Source organism: Burkholderia sp. E168m22, assembly GCF_001319805.1.
Lineage (GTDB): Bacteria > Pseudomonadota > Gammaproteobacteria > Burkholderiales > Burkholderiaceae > Burkholderia > Burkholderia orbicola.
The window spans coordinates 136906-152824 of record NZ_BBSK01000084.1 but is presented as its reverse complement, the minus strand read 5'-3'; the positions used below and the strand labels follow the sequence as shown (position 1 = coordinate 152824).

The window sequence follows — 15919 nt, the reverse complement described above, 5'->3', positions numbered from 1 at the left end:
TTGTACAGAGCAACCGGCTGCGTCGCGTGGCCGCACTATATCATCTTCTGTATCGATACACTAAATCGATACAGTTTCGCCGTTCGAGCAATAATCGATGAAGATCCGACGAGCGACGCGCGGTCCGTCATGCGATGCAATGCCGCAGGAACAGGCACGTCGCGCATTTCGACTACATTGCCGAAGTGGCGACGCCATCGGTCGTCGCCTGCCTCCCTACACCCAACCCGCAGGAAATCCAGCCATGTCTGTCTCGAAGAAATTCGCCGCCGTCACGGGCGCCGGCTCCGGCATCGGTCGCGCCGCGGCCATCGCGCTCGCCCGGGCCGGCTTCACCGTCGCGCTGCTCGGACGCACGGAGGCGTCGTTGAGCGAAACGCAGAACGCGATCCGCGCCGCCGGCGGCGACGCGCAGGTGTTTCCCGTCGACGTCACCGACGAAGCGTCGGTCGACCACGCGTTCGCGCAGATCGCGCAACGGTTCGGTCGGCTCGACGTCCTGTTCAACAACGCCGGTCGCAACGCCCCGGTCGTTGCCCTCGACGAATACGAACTCGACGTGTGGAACAGCGTCGTCGCGACGAACCTGACCGGCGTCTTTCTGTGCGCGCGGGCCGCATGGCGGCTGATGAAAACGCAGACGCCGCAGGGCGGCCGAATCATCAACAACGGCTCGATCTCGGCGCACGCGCCGCGCCCCGATACGATCGCGTACACGGCGACCAAGCATGCGGTGACCGGAATCACGAAGTCGCTGGCGCTCGACGGCCGCCGGTACAACATCGCGTGCGGCCAGATCGACATCGGCAACGCGGCCACCGCGCTCACGGAACGGATGACGCAAGGCGTCCCGCAAGCGGACGGCAGCCTGGCGCCCGAAGCGCGGATGGACGTCGCGCATGTCGCGAACGCAATCGTCCAGATGGCGAATCTGCCGCTCGACACCAACATCCTCACCATGACGATCATGGCGACCGCGATGCCGTTCGTCGGGCGCGGATAGCGCGCGCCGCGGCCCGGGGCCGGCCCACGCCCGACGGCAGCGTTCACGCCCGGGCCGCTATCGAACCGCCCCGTTGCGACGACGCTGAATGCCGGCGCGTGCAGGCAGCTTCAGTGAGGCAGGCTGATCGCCTGCCGTTCATCATCGAGCAGTTGCGTCAGCGAACCGTGCAACCGCTCAAGGCTGCGCGGCGGGAGGGCGAAGCTTGCCCAGCCGAGCCCGCTATGGCGCATCAACAGCACCACGCCGCCCTCCAGCGGATGGCGCTCGGCATACCAGCAAGGATCCATTTCCGTCACGAACTGCTGCGCATGCGGCGGACGTTCCGGCACCGCAGGCCGCATCGACGCGCGCAGCAAACTCAAGTACTGGATGACGGCATCCACATCTTCCGGATCGAGCACTGCCGCGCCCCGTTCGATCGACATCAGCACGACGAGCTTGCCGCGCTCCTCGATCATCTTGATGCTCAACGGTTGTGCCATTTCTGTCGTCCTTGCCGCGGTTACGTGATCCCATTATCGATCTCGGTACTCGTCTGCCGCCTGAAGATTTGTGATCCGCGCATGAATCTTTTTTTAGAAAATTTTCAGAAAACGCGCCGCGCCATCGCCTGTCGGGCTCCACTGCTTTCTAAACGAAATTTCATCCGGCCAGCGCTGTTTTTTTAGCGCCCCCCACCCGCGTGCCTTCCATAATGAATTCGCTGCCCGCCCCGGCAGGCGCGGCGCGATGCGTCGACGTAGCCGCTGAAGACGGACGCGCCCCCCATTTCCGGCAACTCCATTCCTCGCCGATCATGAACCAACTGCAAGCGATGCGTGTCTTCACGCGCGTGGTCGAGTTATCGAGCTTCAGCCTCGCCGCACGTCAGCTCGGCATGTCGGCCGCCGCGGTCACGCGCAGCGTCGGCATGCTCGAGGCCCATCTGAACATGCGCCTGTTGAACCGGACCACGCGCAGCCTGTCGCTCACCGAGACAGGCCGCGAATATCTCGACGGCTGCCGCACGATCATCGAGAAGCTCGACGAGATCGAATCGAATCTCGCGCAGGTCAATCGCGACCCGCACGGTACGCTGCGCATCGCCGCGTCGGCAACCTCGGTTGCGGCCGGGCTTGGCGCGCTGCTGTCCACGTATCGCATCGAGCATCCGCGCGTGCGCTTCGACGTGACGACCTTCGATATCCAGGTCGACATGGTGGAAGGCGGCTACGACGTGTGCTTCTGTGACGATCACCGCCTGGTCAACTCGACCTTCGTGTCGCGCACCTTGACGAGCGTGCGCGACGTGATCGTCGCCTCTCCCGGCTACCTCGCGCGCCACGGCACGCCGGTCGAGCCGGTCGAACTGAATACGCACTGCCTGCTGACGGTGTCGAACGGCGCCGCGCGCAACTGGGAGTTCTCGGATGTCGACGGTTCGTCGCGCATCTATACCGGCAATGCGCTGGCGTCGACCAGCAACACGATGGTGCGGATCGCGGCACTCAATCACATGGGCATCGCGCAATTGCCGCATCCGCTCGTGGCCGACGATCTCGCGAGCGGCACCCTGGTGCCGATTCTCGAACGCTACGACGTGAACGGCGGCCCGCGCCGCGTATCGATCCTCTACCCGAGCCGCAATTATCTGTCCACGAAAGTGCGCAGTTTCATCGACTACGTGGTCGATCACTATCGCACGCCCGAGCGCACCGCCATGCAGCTTGCCGCGGCCTGATTCCGCCGGATCGCGTACGCCATGGCCCACATCCTGACGATCGAAGACGATCCGCTGATCGCCGATCACATCGCGCACACGCTGCGTGCCGCGGGCCACCAGATCGACATCGCGCGCACCGGCCGCGACGGCATGGCCCGGGCGATGAGCGCGAACTACGACGTCGTCACGCTCGATCGCATGCTGCCCGACCTCGACGGGCTGACGATCCTCGCCACGATGCGCGGCGTCGGCCTCGATACGCCGGTCCTCGTGATGAGTGCGATGTCCGGGGTCGACCAGCGTATCGAGGGGCTGCGCGCCGGCGGCGACGACTACCTCGTCAAGCCGTTCTCGCTCGAAGAGATGTGCGCACGCATCGACGTGCTGATTCGCCGGCGGCCGCGCGGCGCGCGCGTCGAGACGGTGCTGCGCGCCGGCGAACTGGCGCTCGACCTCGTGCGGCGACGCGCCACGCTGGGCGCGCGCGAACTCACGCTGCTGCCGACCGAGTCCCGCGTGCTCGAATTCATGATGCGCAACGCCGGCCGCGTGCTCACGCGCACGATGATCTTCGAGGCCGTGTGGGGCTGCCGCTTCGATCCCGGCACGAACCTGATCGACGTGCACATCGGCCGCCTGCGCAAGAAGGTGAACCGGCCCGGCGCGGCGCCGCTGATCCGCACGATCCGCGGCTCGGGCTACATGCTCGGTTGAGTGCGCCCGCACCTTAAAACTTGTTTCATCTTTTTTGCGACCCGTTGTTAGGGGCTGCTCCGCAGAATGCGGTCAGCGGTTGCGCATCGGTGTTTTCCCGAAGATGCGCACATCCGGCTCTTCTTCACGACGCTTTTGAACGGAGCAGCACCTCATGCTGAAAATTGTCCGGCTCGCGCTCACGCGGCCCTATACGTTCGTCGTACTGGCGCTGCTGATCCTGATCGCGGGCCCGCTTGCTGCGGTCCGAACGCCCATCGACATCTTCCCGGACATCCGCATTCCGGTGATCAGCGTCGTGTGGAACTACGCCGGCCTGCAGCCGGACGACATGTCCGGACGCGTGATCACCTACTACGAGCGCACGCTCGGCACGACGGTCAACGACGTCCAGCACATCGAGTCGCAATCGTTCCGCGGCTACGGCATCGTGAAGATCTTCTTCCAGCCGACCGTCGATATCCGCACGGCGACCGCGCAGGTCACGTCGATCTCGCAGACCGTGCTCAAGCAGATGCCGCCCGGCACCACGCCGCCGCAGATCCTCAACTACAACGCGTCGACCGTGCCCGTGCTGCAGATCGCGCTGACCAGCAACACGCTCGACGAACAGAAGCTCGGGGATTACGCGGTCAACTTCATTCGGCCGCAGTTGCTGTCGGTGCCCGGCGTCGCGATTCCGACGCCGTACGGCGGCAAGACACGTGAGGTGCAGATCGACCTCGACCCGCAGGCGCTGCAGTCGAAAGGGCTGTCGGCGCAGGACGTCGCGCACGCGCTCGCGCAGCAGAACCAGATCATCCCGGCCGGCACGCAGAAGATCGGCCGCTTCGAATACAACATCAAGCTCAACAACAGCCCGCTCTCGCTCGACGCGTTGAACGACCTGCCGATCAAGTCGGTCGGCGGCACGACGATTTATATCCGTGACGTCGCCCATGTGCGCGACGGCTACCCGCCGCAGGGCAACATCGTGCGCGTGGACGGCCACCGCGCGGTGCTGATGAGTATCCTGAAGAACGGCTCGGCATCGACGCTCGACATCATCGCCGGCGTGAAGGCGAAGCTGCCGCTGGTCGAACAGACGCTGCCGCCGGGCCTGAAGCTCGTCACGATGGGCGACCAGTCGACCTTCGTGAACGGCGCCGTCAGCGGCGTGGCGCGCGAAGGCATCATCGCCGCCGCGCTGACCTCGCTGATGATCCTGCTGTTCCTCGGCTCGTGGCGCTCGACGCTGATCATCGCCGCGTCGATCCCGCTGGCCGTGCTCTCGGCGATCGCGCTGCTCGCGGCCACCGGCGAAACGCTCAACGTGATGACGCTCGGCGGCCTCGCGCTCGCGGTCGGGATTCTGGTCGACGATGCGACGGTGACGATCGAGAACGTGAACTGGCACCTCGAACAGGGCAAGGACACGCGCACCGCGATCGTCGACGGCGCGAAGCAGATCGTGATGCCGGCGCTGGTCTCGCTGCTGTGCATCTGCATCGTGTTCGTGCCGATGCTGATGCTCGACGGCATCTCGCGCTTCCTGTTCGTGCCGATGGCCAAGGCGGTGATCTTCTCGATGGTGTCGTCGTTCGTGCTGTCGCGCACCTTCGTGCCGATGCTCGCGCAATACCTGCTCAAGCCGCACGCATCGGCCGGTCACGCATCGGGCGAACTGGCCGCGGTAATGGACCCGCACGCGGGCCATGCCGGCGCACACGACGTCCCGCCGTCGCGCAATCCGCTGGTGCGCTTCCAGCGTGCATTCGAGCGCCGCTTCGAGTCCGTGCGCGCGTCGTACCGAATCCTGCTGGGCCTCGCGCTCACGCGCCGCAAGCCGTTCGTCGTCGCCTTCCTCTGCATCGTGGCCGCGTCCTTCCTGCTCGCACCGTCGCTCGGTCGCAACTTCTTCCCGACCATCGATTCCGGCGAGATCGCGCTGCACGTGCGTGCGCCGGTCGGCACACGGGTCGAGGAAACCGCCGCCGAGCTCGACCGCATCGAAAACACGATTCGCGGCGTGATTCCGCCCGCGCAGTTGCGCGAAGTGATCGACAACATCGGTTTGCCGAACAGCGGGATCAACCTGACCTACAACAACAGCGGCACGCTCGGACCGCAGGACGGCGACATCCTGATCTCGCTGTCGCGAGATCACGCGCCGACCGCCGACTACGTGCACACGCTGCGCGAACGCCTGCCGCGCGCCTATCCGGGCACCACGTTCTCATTCCTGCCCGCGGACATCGTCAGCCAGATCCTCAACTTCGGCGCACCGGCCCCGGTCGACCTGCAGGTGGCCGGCCCCAACCAGCAGGCCAACCTCGCTTATGCGCACGAGCTGTACCGCAAGCTGCGCCTGATCGCGGGCGTCGCCGACCCGCGCATCCAGCAGGCCAGCACCTATCCGCAGTTCACGGTGACGGTCGACCGCACGCGCGCCGACCAGCTCGGCATCACCGAGCAGGACGTGACGAACTCGGTGGTCGCGACGCTGGCCGGCACCAGCCAGGTCGACCCGACCTACTGGCTCAACCCGCGCAACGGCGTGTCCTATCCGATCGTCGCGCAAACGCCGCAGTACCGGATGACCACGCTGTCGGCGCTGCAGAACCTGCCGGTCACCGGCGCGAACGGTCAGTCCCAGTTGCTGGGCGGCCTGGCCACGATCACGCGCGGGGTCGGCAACGCGGTGGTGTCGCACTACAACATCGAGCCGCTGTTCGACATCTACGCGACCACCCAGGGGCGCGACCTCGGCGCGGTCGCGACCGACATCGACGATGTCGTCAAGGCCACCGCGAAGGATCTGCCCAAGGGCTCGACGGTCACGCTGCGCGGCCAGGTGCAGACCATGAACGGCGCGTTCGCCGGCCTGCTGCTCGGCCTGGTCGGCGCAATCGTGCTGATCTACCTGCTGATCGTCGTGAACTTCCACTCGTGGGCCGACGCATTCGTGATCGTCTCGGCACTGCCGGCGGCGCTGGCCGGTATCGTCTGGATGCTGTTCACCACGCATACGCCGCTGTCGGTGCCGGCGCTGACCGGCGCGATCCTGTGCATGGGCGTGGCCACCGCCAACTCGATCCTCGTCGTCAGTTTCGCGCGCGAGCGTTTGGCCGAAACCGGCAACGCGCTGGCCTCCGCGCTCGAAGCCGGTTTCACGCGGTTCCGCCCGGTGCTGATGACCGCGCTCGCGATGATCATCGGCATGGCGCCGATGGCGCTCGGCCTCGGCGACGGCGGCGAGCAGAACGCGCCGCTCGGCCGCGCCGTGATCGGCGGCCTCGCATGCGCGACGATCGCGACGCTGTTCTTCGTTCCTGTCGTATTCAGCCTCGTGCACCGGCGCGATGCGCTCAAGCACGACGCGTCCCGCGCTTCCTCCCCTTCCGCGTCCGGAGCTTCCCATGTCCACTGAGATCGATATTAAGTCGCCGAAACGGCTGCCCAACCTCAAGCTCGTCGCCACGATCACCGCGCTGATCGCGGTCGGCATCGTGGCGACCGGCATCGTCGGCCGCGCGCACGCGAAACAGGAAATGGCGACCTGGTCCGCCGAACAAGCGGTGCCGACCGTGGTCGCGTACACGCCGTCGACCGGCGGCGACGGCGCGACGCTCGTGCTGCCCGGCCACCTGTCCGCATTCGAGAGCGCGCCGATCCACGCGCAGGTGTCGGGCTACCTGCATGCGTGGTACACCGACATCGGCGCGCACGTGAAGTCGGGGCAACTGCTCGGGCTGATCGATACGCCCGAGCTCGACCAGCAACTGCAGCAGGCGCGCGCCGACCTGCAGAGCTCGCTCGCCAACGAGAAGCTCGCCGCGTCCACGGCCGCGCGCTGGACCCGGATGCTCGCGCAGGATTCGGTGTCGCAGCAGGAAACCGACGAGAAGACCAGCGACCTCGCGGCCAAGCAGGCGATCGTCGCGGCCAACGAGGCCAACGTGCGACGCCTCGACGCGCTCGAGGCGTTCAAGCGCATCGTCGCGCCGTTCGACGGCGTCGTCACCGCGCGCAAGACCGACATCGGCCAGTTGATCTCGGCCGGCGGCGGCGCCGGCCCGGAATTGTTTGCGGTGTCCGACGTCCACCGGATGCGCGTCTACGTGAGCGTGCCGCAGAACGAGGCCGCCGCGATCCGGCCCGGCATGACGGCCACGCTGACCGTGCCGGAGCATCCGGGCGAGACCTTCCGTGCGACGCTCGCCGACACCGACGACTCGATCGCCGACTCGACCGGCACGCTGCTCGTGCAGTTGATGGTCGACAACTCCGCAGGCAAGCTGATTCCCGGCGAATACACCGAGGTGCATTTCGCGCTGCCGGCCGGCAGCACCCACGCGCTGACGATTCCGGCCAGCTCGTTGATCTTCCGGCAGGCCGGCCTGCAGGTCGCCGTGGTCGGCAAGGACGATCGCGCGATCTTCAAGCCTGTGACGATCGCGACCGATCTCGGCACGCACGTACAGATCGCGACCGGCCTCGCGCCGGACGACCGCGTGATCGACAATCCGCCCGATTCGCTCGCCGATGGCGACCCGGTCAGGCTCGCGGCGCCGGCCCGCACCGTCGCATCGGTCGCGCGCGATACGGAGCGTGCGCATGGCTAACCGGCTTCGGCTCTGCGCGATGCTCGCCGGCGTCGCGTTCCTGTCCGCGTGCTCGTTCGCGCCCGCCTATCACGCGCCGCAAACGGCGCTGCCCGCCAGCTTCAAGGAAGCCGGCGGCTGGCAGGCCGCGAAGCCGGCCGACCACATCGCGCGCGACGGCTGGTGGAAAGCGTTCCGCGATCCCGTACTCGACCGGCTCGAAGCACGGGTGGCCGCGGCCAACCCCGACGTGGCCGCGGCCGTGGCCCGCCACGACGAAGCGGCCGCGCTGTTCGATCAGGCACGCTCGGGCCTCTTCCCGACCATCGGTCTCGGCGCGCAGATCTCGAGCAACCGCCAATCGGCCACGCGGCCGCTGCGCGGCTCGAACCAGCCGAACGTCTATGGCGACAACACGCTCGACGCTGGCTTCGACTACGACCTCGACCTGTGGGGAAAAGTCCGCAACGAAGTCGCGGCCGGGCGCGCCGATGCGCAGGCCAGCGCCGACGATCTCGCGTCGGTGCGGCTGAGCCTGCAGGCCAGCCTAGCCAGCGCGTACTTCAGCCTGCGCGGGCTCGACCAGCAGCAACAGTTGCTGGCCGACACGATCGACACGTATCAGCGCGCGCTGCGCCTGACGATGAGCCGGCACGCGGGCGGCATCGCGTCCGATCTCGACGTGTCGCGCGCGCGGACGCAGCTCGATTCGGCCCGCGCGTCGGCCGAGGACGTACGGGCGCGACGCGCGCTCTACGAGCATTCGATCGCGACGCTCACGGGCGTACCAGCGTCGTCGTTCGCGCTGACGCCGGACCTGAACGCGGCGTATCTACCGACGATCCCGGCCGGCATTCCCGCGACGCTGCTGCAGCGGCGCCCCGACGTCGCGGCGGCCGAGCGGCGCATGGCCGCCGCCAACGCGAAGATCGGCGTGGTGCGCGCGGCGTTCTTCCCCGACGTCACGCTCGGGCTGGTCGGCGGCTACCAGAGCTCGGGCCTCGGCCACTGGCTCCGCGCGCCGAACGAGATCTGGTCGATCGGGCCCAGCCTCGCGCTGACGCTGTTCGACGGCGGCCGGCGCCAGGCGCTTACCGACCAGGCGCGCGCGCAACTGGCCGAGAACGGCGCGAAATACCGCGCGGTGGTGCTCGACGCGTGCCAGCAGGTGGAAGACAACCTCGCGCTCACGCATCACCTCGGCGACGAAGCCGATCGCGAACAGGAAGCGCTCGACGCGGCCGAACGCACGTTGCAGTTGTCGATGTCGCGCTATCGGGACGGCGTCGTCAGCTATCTCGACGTCGTGACGGCGCAGACCACCGAGCTCAATACGAAGATCGCGATGCTGGAGCTGGACACGCGTCGACAACTCGCGGCGGTGGGCTTGATCGCCGCGCTGGGCGGCGGATGGTCGACCGATGAAGCCCCACCCGGTACGCAGGCACCGGCCGCGACGATGGCTAGTTCAGCGAACTGAATCCCTTGCGACATGACGAGGCGTGTCGCATTTCAAGGCACCCGTCGCGATGACGGGTGCCGTTTTTTACATCAGCCCGGCCGCTCAGAACTTGTGACGGATACCGGCCGCGACGACGGCCTGACGATCGTTGCCTGACGCGGCCAGGTTGAAGATCCCCGCGTGGCCGAGCACCGCAACGCCGTCCGCACCCGTCACGCGCTGATACACGCCTTCCAGATAGAGGTCGGTGCGACGCGACAGCGCATAGTCGGCCTGCAGCATGAACTGGTTCCACTTCGGCGCGATGCCGCGGCCCGCATCGTCGAAGCGCCCCTGCGTGAACGTATAGGCGCCGCCCAGCGAGAGGGCCGGCGTGAGGAAGTAGCGCCCGTTCAGTTCGTAGTTGCTGAAGGTCAGCAACTGGCCGTTCACGCGGCCGTACGCGCCGCCCTGCGACAGCTCGCGCGGGTCGTTCAGGATCGTTCTGGTGTAGACGAAGCCGATCGCGGCATGGTCGAACGCATAGTGCGCGCCGGCGCCGAACGTGCGCCAGCGGCCGCCGGTCAGCATCGCATCGCCATCGGCGCTGCTCAGCGACCCGCCGGTGTTCTGCGGCGCGTCGACGCCGCCCGGCTGGTTCGACTGCAGGTACGCGACGGCGAGGTCGACCGGGCCGTTCACGTACTGCGCACCGACGCTGTACGCGTTGTCGTTGCTGAATCCGCCGCCTTGATTGCTGAAGCCGTACGCACCGCCGAACGTGAAGCCGCCGTAGTTCGCACTGCGGAACTTCACCGCGTTGTTCATCCGCGTGTCGTTGGCGAGGTTGTCGTTGTCGTACGGATGATCGGCGAGGTTGCCGCCGAATCCCGACCCCGTCGCCGACAGCGGCGCGACGAAGTCGACCAGGAAATCGTACTGGCGGCCGAGCGTCACCGTACCCCACTGGCGGCTCGCGAGGCCCACCCACGCCTGGCGGCCGAATTCGTCGCCACCGTTGCCAAGCTTGCCGTTCGCGACGTTGAAGCCGTTCTCGAGGGTGAACACGGCGGCCAGCCCGCCGCCGAGATCCTCGTTGCCGCGCAGCCCCCAGCGCGACGTGCTGACGTTGCCGCTCTGGACACCGTAGACGGGCCCCGCGCCCGCGGCCGATTTCTGGTTGCTGATGTAGTCCAGGCCCGCGTCGATCGTGCCGTACAGCGTCACGCTGCTCTGCGCATGCGCCGCGCTCGCCAGCAGGCAGGCGACCGCCGCCGGAATTGCCAGATATTTCTTCATGATGGTTTCGTTGGAGTGGATCGGTCTGCTCGCATCGCCGGCCCGGGGCAACATGGCCGCTCGTGCGCGATGCGATGGCGCCCAATTTAGGCAGCGGGCGTGACAGCGCCGTTATCGAAACGGCCCGAAACATGAAACCCGCTTCATCCTAGCGACATACCGGTTTCACGTCCGCCGCGAATGCGCGCCGGTGCATGAATTTCTTTTCACGTTGCGTATGCCGATCCGCTAACGCCCCTCCTCTATGCTTGTCCTCAACCCGTGCACGACGCCGCTATCGACACGCCGCACCGGGGAGATGCCCATCCAATCATCATGAGGACTCCAGACATGAAAACCGCCAACATCGTCGCCGCCGCCATGCTTGCCGCAATCGGCACGCTGTCCGTTCCCGCGTTTGCGCTGACCGGCAGCCAGCCGATGCGGATGTCGCCCGCCGCCACCAAGGACGGCGCGCCCGGCACCCAGGCCGCCGGCCAGTGGGTGCCGCCCTACGGCCAGCCGATCCACGAAAAGACGCGCGCCGAGGTCCACGCCGAACTCGTGCAAGCCGAACAGGACGGGCAGCTCAAATACCTGAACTCCACGCTCTATTCGCATTGATGGGGGCGACCGTGCGGCCGGGCGCGATGCCCGGCTCGCGCCGCCAGCGGCGGCGCCTGTCCCCCGAATGGCTCGCCGTCCATGAAGCTGCTTCCGTTGCTCGCTCGTTCCGCCCGTCTCGCGCTCGTCGCGATTGCCGCCGGCGTCATGTTGTCCGCCTGTGCCGCCGCGCAGCCGGACGGCCCCGGCGACTGTGTCGGCCCGCCCGACTTCTGCATACCGTTCTTCGGCTCGTAAACGCATGACGGGCGCGCTGCCATCGGCAGTGCGCCCGTCAGTTCATTGCGCGGCCGAAACCGCGCGTTCATGCGTCCGGCAGCGTCACCTGGTAGCCATAGCGGCTCACCGTATCGATCCGGACGTCGGGCAGATGCCGCGCGAGCTTGCGGCGTAGCCGCGACACCACGAGATTGACGCTCGACGGATCGACATCCTCCTTGTCCTGCCAGACGTACCGGATCAATTGGTCGCGCGGCACTGGCGCGTTCGGATGGCGCATCAGGCATTCGAGCAACAGGAATTCCCGGCGCGTCACGGCGAGACGCAGTTTGCCGTCCGCGAGTTCGCGCGCCAGTGTCTCGACCGCGGACACCCCTGCGATCGAACGGCCCGCCTCGCGCGGCCCGGCCAGCCGCTGCAACGCCTGCAGGCGTTCGTGCAGCTCGATGAACGAATACGGTGCGCAGAAACACGCATCGGCGCCCGCGCGCAGCATATGGATGCGTTCGCGCGCCGACGCGTCGCCGATCAGCACCACGAGCGCGGCGCCGCCGCCGTCGGCCACGAAACGCGGCAGCATCGCCCTCAGCGCGACATCACCGCCGGGCTCGAACGCGGTCGCGACGATCGCGTCGAAAGCCTCCTGCGACGCAAGGAACAAGCCGTCGCGCAGATCGTCGGCGCGCGGCACGCTGTGCCCGCTTTCCTGCAGCGCCTTGTGCAGCCACGACGCTTCCGGATGCGGCGAAGTCACGAGCAGGATGCGCATCTCAATCGGCCTCGCGGCCGACATACGCCGACACGCGCAGCGTCGTCCGGCCGACCATCATCCCAGCGACCTCGGCCAGCATTCGATCGTCACGCGCGTGCCGGGCTCGGCATGGCCGATCCGCAGCGTGAAATCGTGCACGTTGACGACCGTCGACACGATGCTCAGGCCGAGGCCGGCACCCGCGAGATGCCCGGTACGGCGGCTGCGGTACCGGGACCGCAGCACCGCCTCGCGCTCGTCGGCTGCGATGCCCGGGCCATTGTCGATCACGTCGATGCGCGGGCCGGACGGCGTGTCATGCAGTTCCAGGCGCACCGTATCGCCCGACGTCGTGTACTTGAGCGCATTGTCGAGCAGGTTGCTCAGCGCCTCGAACAAGAGTGCGCGATCGCCGTGAATCCGCGCCACCGGCTCGACGGACTGCACGAAGTGGATCGCGCGGCTGTCCGCGAGCGGTTCGAACAACTGCCCGACGTCGATGACCAGATCCTCCAGCGACAGTTCCGCGAATCCGCCGCGCCGCTGCAAGGAACCGATTTCGGCGATACGCAGCATCGCCCGGAAACGATCGAGCAATACGTCGGTCTCGTGGCGTGCCCGCGAGACGAGACGCTCCAGCACGGCATCGTCGAGACGCTCCGCCCGCTGTGCCGCCTGCGCGAGCAGCGTGTGCACATGGGCGAGCGGTGTCCGCAAGTCATGCGCGATGCCGTCGCAGACCCCCTTTACCTCGTTCATCAGCCGCTCGATCTCCTCGAGCATATGGTTGACGAGATGGGACAACAGATCGATCTCGTCGTGTCCGCCGACCGGCAGCCGCTGGCCGAGGTCGCCCTGCGCAATACACTGCGTGATGCGCCGGACCTCCTTCAGACGCCGCATTTGCCGCACGCTGAGCATCAAACCGCCCACGACGCCGGTGCCAAGACAGAGCAGCCCGCCGCCCACCAGCGCCTGGATGATCGCCGCGCGGATGCGCAGGATGTGCGTGAGGTCGCGCCCGAGCACCAGCACGTCGCCGTTCGCACGCCGCTCCGCCATCGTGCGGACGACCGGCGGCACCTGGTCTCCCGCGATCGGCATCGTGTGATCGAGCGTCACGCCGCTGCGGTTCGGCCGCAGGCCGGCCGGCAACGCCAGCACATCGCCGGCGATATGCGTGCCGTTCGCGGTAAAGAGCCCGTAGTAGTTGGTATGCATCCGCTCGCGCTCGATCCGGTGCAGGATCGCGGCGGCAAGCTGGTCGTCCTGGATCGAATCGAAGTAGATCATCTGCCAATCGATCACCGTGTCGGTTTCCCGCTCCATGTCGTGCGTGATCACCGATGCGATGAAACCGAGCAGCAGCATCACCGACACGGAGAACGTCACGGTATAGACCGACACCAGCCGAAACGTACTCGAGTACCAGCGTCGCGCGGGTGCCGGCGGGACGTGATGCGCGGCCGACGCCGCGGTAGCCGGCTCAGCCAAGGCGATACCCCGCGCCGCGTACGGTCTGGATCATCTGCTTCGCATCGGATGGATCGATCTTCCTGCGCAACCGACCCATGTGCACTTCGATCAGGTTCGTGCCGGGATCGAAGTGATAGCCCCATACGGCCTCGAACAACATCGTCCGCGTAATGGTTTGCCCGGCATTGCGCATCATGTACTCGAGCACGCGGTACTCGGTCGGCAACAACACGATTTCCTCGCCGTCGCGAAACGCCTTGCGCGAGATCAGGTCGAGCTTGAGGGGGCCGACGACCAGCGTCGTGTCGAACGTGGCCGGCGCGGCCTGGCTCCGGCGCAGCAGCACCTCCAGGCGCGCGGCCATTTCCTCGGGATCGAACGGCTTGGTCAGGTAGTCGTCGCCCCCCGCACGCAGCCCGCGGACCCGTTCGTCGACATCGCCGAGCGCGCTCAGCATCAGCACGGGGGTGCGCACGCCGACGCTGCGCATCGTGGTCAGGATCGCGAGGCCGTCGACCACCGGCAGCATCCGGTCGAGCGTGATCACGTCGAACTCGTTGCCGAGCGCGCGGGCCATGCCATCGCGCCCGTTCGCCACCCATTCGACCGTAAAGCCGCGCCCCTCCAGCTCCGTGACTATTTCGTTCGCGGTGATTTCGTCGTCTTCGATCGTGAGGACGTGCGCGACGGCCGTGCCGTCCACGGCCGGCTTGTCAGGCGGGGCGGGCTCGTTGACCGGGGAAGCGGATGATGCCATGTACGATTCTCGTCTTCATCGAAGGGACGTATGCGCTTCGATACCCGACGGCCGAACGCGCTCGTGCAGAGCTTATGCGTGCACGCGTAAAAGATGCGCGCCGGCTTCGTGAAGAAAGTTTCATATCCGACAACATCACGTCCGTGTCGGCTTCGATCCTGGCTTATTTGACATTGCAACGGAGGCTGAAAACGACCCGGCATGCTCGCCTTTGCGACACGATTTCGTACCACGGCTCGCGACGCACGCGAGCCGCCGCGACCGGCTGCGAACGGTGCGCGGCAACGCGCGATCAGCGTGGGTGCGATCGTGTGCCGGTCGCGTCCGCACGATGCGACGCGAGATCACGTGCGGCATCGATCGCACGATCCCGCTGTTCGGCTTTCGCGTTCGCGAGCGTCACATCGGCGATCGCGAGCCCGGTTCCCTGCACCTTCGCGAACGCCGGCAGCGACGCACCCATCAACGCGACCAGCCCAGCCATGATGACCTTTGATTTCATTGCCTTACCCCCGTGTCCACCGCGCGGCGCGCGGCATCGATCGATCCATCGCTCGACGATACGCCGCCGCGCCTAACCATCCGGAAGCACGCGCATGAACGATTCTTTAACCTTCAATGCCTGCGGCAACCGGTGCATGGCCCGAGCCGGGCTTGCCTAAAACATGTTTCATCATCGCGCTGTCGTTTAGCTAGTCCGCCGTGCCTAATCTTCGCCTCGCGACCGACGCAGACACCCTGCCGTACGGCCTCTACTCAACGCTATCCAGGAGCCGAAGATGAATCATCCCGTCCGTTATCTCGTGTGCGCCGCCATGCTCGCATTGAGCGTCTCCGCGCATGCCGGGACGAAGCTCACGTCCGCGCAATGTCATGACTATCCGTTCGTGCATGCGAACGGCCCGGTCTCCCACCGGCAGCTCGTCAACGAACTGAACGAACTGGAGTCCGTCGGCTACAACCCGTCGTCCGGAGACGAGAGCAGCTATCCCGACGATATCGATTCGGCACAGGCGCGCCTGATGCAGAAGTACCAGCACGATTGTGCCGGGGCGGCCAATACCGTCGCGTCGAGCGGCAACTGAATCGTCCGCTGCACCCGTTCTCCGAGTTTGCGCGCGAGCCCTCGTGGCCGCGCGCGTTTTTTCGGGTAGCCTCGACATTCCGTGCCGATATGTCGACGCTTCACGCGAATAAATCTTCATGTCAATCGTCGAAAGATAGAAAACAACACATCGCAAGGCGTTCGATCGTCATGCGACTCCAAGGCATCCCACCTTTCCGCGTGAGATCCCTCGGCGCATGACACTTTCGAATACTGAAAAATAGTCTTTCCATGCACGTTGCGGCGACCGCTTTTCCTCTGCC

The 15919-nt window shown here is 66.5% G+C and carries 15 protein-coding genes; 9 read left to right on the top strand and 6 right to left on the bottom strand.

What is annotated here, in order from left to right:
• The first annotated feature begins 244 nt into the window (after positions 1 to 244).
• Positions 245 to 1003 (top strand): SDR family oxidoreductase, encoded by a 759-nt coding sequence (locus tag AP428_RS19175; protein ID WP_011547508.1) that lies wholly within the window; start codon positions 245 to 247, stop codon positions 1001 to 1003.
• A 110-nt stretch (positions 1004 to 1113) separates the two neighbouring features.
• Here AP428_RS19175 and AP428_RS19170 read toward each other — a convergent pair whose 3' ends face one another.
• Positions 1114 to 1488 carry a hypothetical protein gene (locus AP428_RS19170; protein WP_011547507.1) on the bottom strand — a complete coding sequence of 125 codons (375 nt, stop codon included), beginning with the start codon at positions 1486 to 1488 and terminating at the stop codon, positions 1114 to 1116.
• Positions 1489 to 1802: 314 nt separating this feature from the next.
• On the opposite strand from AP428_RS19170, the gene AP428_RS19165 reads away from it, so the two are divergent.
• The 5 genes from AP428_RS19165 to AP428_RS19145 all read left to right on the top strand — a co-directional run bounded on the left by AP428_RS19165 (position 1803) and on the right by AP428_RS19145 (position 9485).
• A complete protein-coding gene (locus AP428_RS19165) occupies positions 1803 to 2726 on the top strand; it encodes a LysR family transcriptional regulator (protein WP_011547506.1) in 924 nt (307 codons plus the stop codon).
• Between the two features lie 21 nt (positions 2727 to 2747).
• Positions 2748 to 3422, top strand: a complete 675-nt coding sequence (locus AP428_RS19160) for a response regulator transcription factor (protein ID WP_011547505.1) — start codon at positions 2748 to 2750, stop codon at positions 3420 to 3422.
• A 154-nt stretch (positions 3423 to 3576) separates the two neighbouring features.
• A complete protein-coding gene (locus AP428_RS19155; RefSeq protein ID WP_011547504.1) occupies positions 3577 to 6831 on the top strand; it encodes an efflux RND transporter permease subunit in 3255 nt (1084 codons plus the stop codon).
• The gene (locus tag AP428_RS19150; protein WP_011547503.1) at positions 6821 to 8026 is read left to right on the top strand and encodes an efflux RND transporter periplasmic adaptor subunit; all 1206 of its coding nucleotides are present in this window, start codon (positions 6821 to 6823) and stop codon (positions 8024 to 8026) included. The genes AP428_RS19155 and AP428_RS19150 overlap by 11 nt, the downstream gene beginning before the upstream one ends.
• Positions 8019 to 9485: an efflux transporter outer membrane subunit gene (locus AP428_RS19145; protein WP_011547502.1), complete on the top strand. Its 1467-nt coding sequence runs from the start codon at positions 8019 to 8021 to the stop codon at positions 9483 to 9485. The genes AP428_RS19150 and AP428_RS19145 overlap by 8 nt, the downstream gene beginning before the upstream one ends.
• 84 nt (positions 9486 to 9569) lie before the next feature.
• On the opposite strand, the gene AP428_RS19140 is transcribed toward AP428_RS19145, so the two are convergent.
• Positions 9570 to 10745, bottom strand: a complete 1176-nt coding sequence (locus AP428_RS19140; protein ID WP_054928346.1) for a porin — start codon at positions 10743 to 10745, stop codon at positions 9570 to 9572.
• A gap of 330 nt (positions 10746 to 11075) precedes the next feature.
• Here AP428_RS19140 and AP428_RS19135 point away from each other — a divergent pair, with 330 nt between their 5' ends.
• Together AP428_RS19135 and AP428_RS37205 are read left to right on the top strand one after the other, a co-directional pair.
• On the top strand, positions 11076 to 11348 hold the full coding sequence (locus AP428_RS19135; protein WP_011547500.1) for a DUF4148 domain-containing protein: 273 nt from the start codon (positions 11076 to 11078) through the stop codon (positions 11346 to 11348).
• An 81-nt stretch (positions 11349 to 11429) separates the two neighbouring features.
• On the top strand, positions 11430 to 11585 hold the full coding sequence (locus tag AP428_RS37205) for a hypothetical protein (RefSeq protein WP_166488165.1): 156 nt from the start codon (positions 11430 to 11432) through the stop codon (positions 11583 to 11585).
• A 67-nt stretch (positions 11586 to 11652) separates the two neighbouring features.
• On the opposite strand, the gene AP428_RS19130 is transcribed toward AP428_RS37205, so the two are convergent.
• From AP428_RS19130 to AP428_RS19115, 4 genes are all read right to left on the bottom strand, one after another.
• A complete protein-coding gene (locus tag AP428_RS19130) occupies positions 11653 to 12336 on the bottom strand; it encodes a response regulator transcription factor (protein WP_011547498.1) in 684 nt (227 codons plus the stop codon).
• Positions 12337 to 12393: 57 nt separating this feature from the next.
• Positions 12394 to 13725, bottom strand: a complete 1332-nt coding sequence (locus AP428_RS19125) for a HAMP domain-containing sensor histidine kinase (RefSeq protein ID WP_041489379.1) — start codon at positions 13723 to 13725, stop codon at positions 12394 to 12396.
• Positions 13726 to 13804: 79 nt separating this feature from the next.
• On the bottom strand, positions 13805 to 14551 hold the full coding sequence (locus AP428_RS19120; protein WP_011547496.1) for a response regulator transcription factor: 747 nt from the start codon (positions 14549 to 14551) through the stop codon (positions 13805 to 13807).
• Positions 14552 to 14843: 292 nt separating this feature from the next.
• A complete protein-coding gene (locus tag AP428_RS19115) occupies positions 14844 to 15053 on the bottom strand; it encodes a hypothetical protein (RefSeq protein WP_011547495.1) in 210 nt (69 codons plus the stop codon).
• 277 nt (positions 15054 to 15330) lie between these two features.
• Here AP428_RS19115 and AP428_RS19110 point away from each other — a divergent pair, with 277 nt between their 5' ends.
• Positions 15331 to 15636 carry a DUF4148 domain-containing protein gene (locus AP428_RS19110; RefSeq protein WP_006478802.1) on the top strand — a complete coding sequence of 102 codons (306 nt, stop codon included), beginning with the start codon at positions 15331 to 15333 and terminating at the stop codon, positions 15634 to 15636.
• Positions 15637 to 15919: the final 283 nt, after the last annotated feature.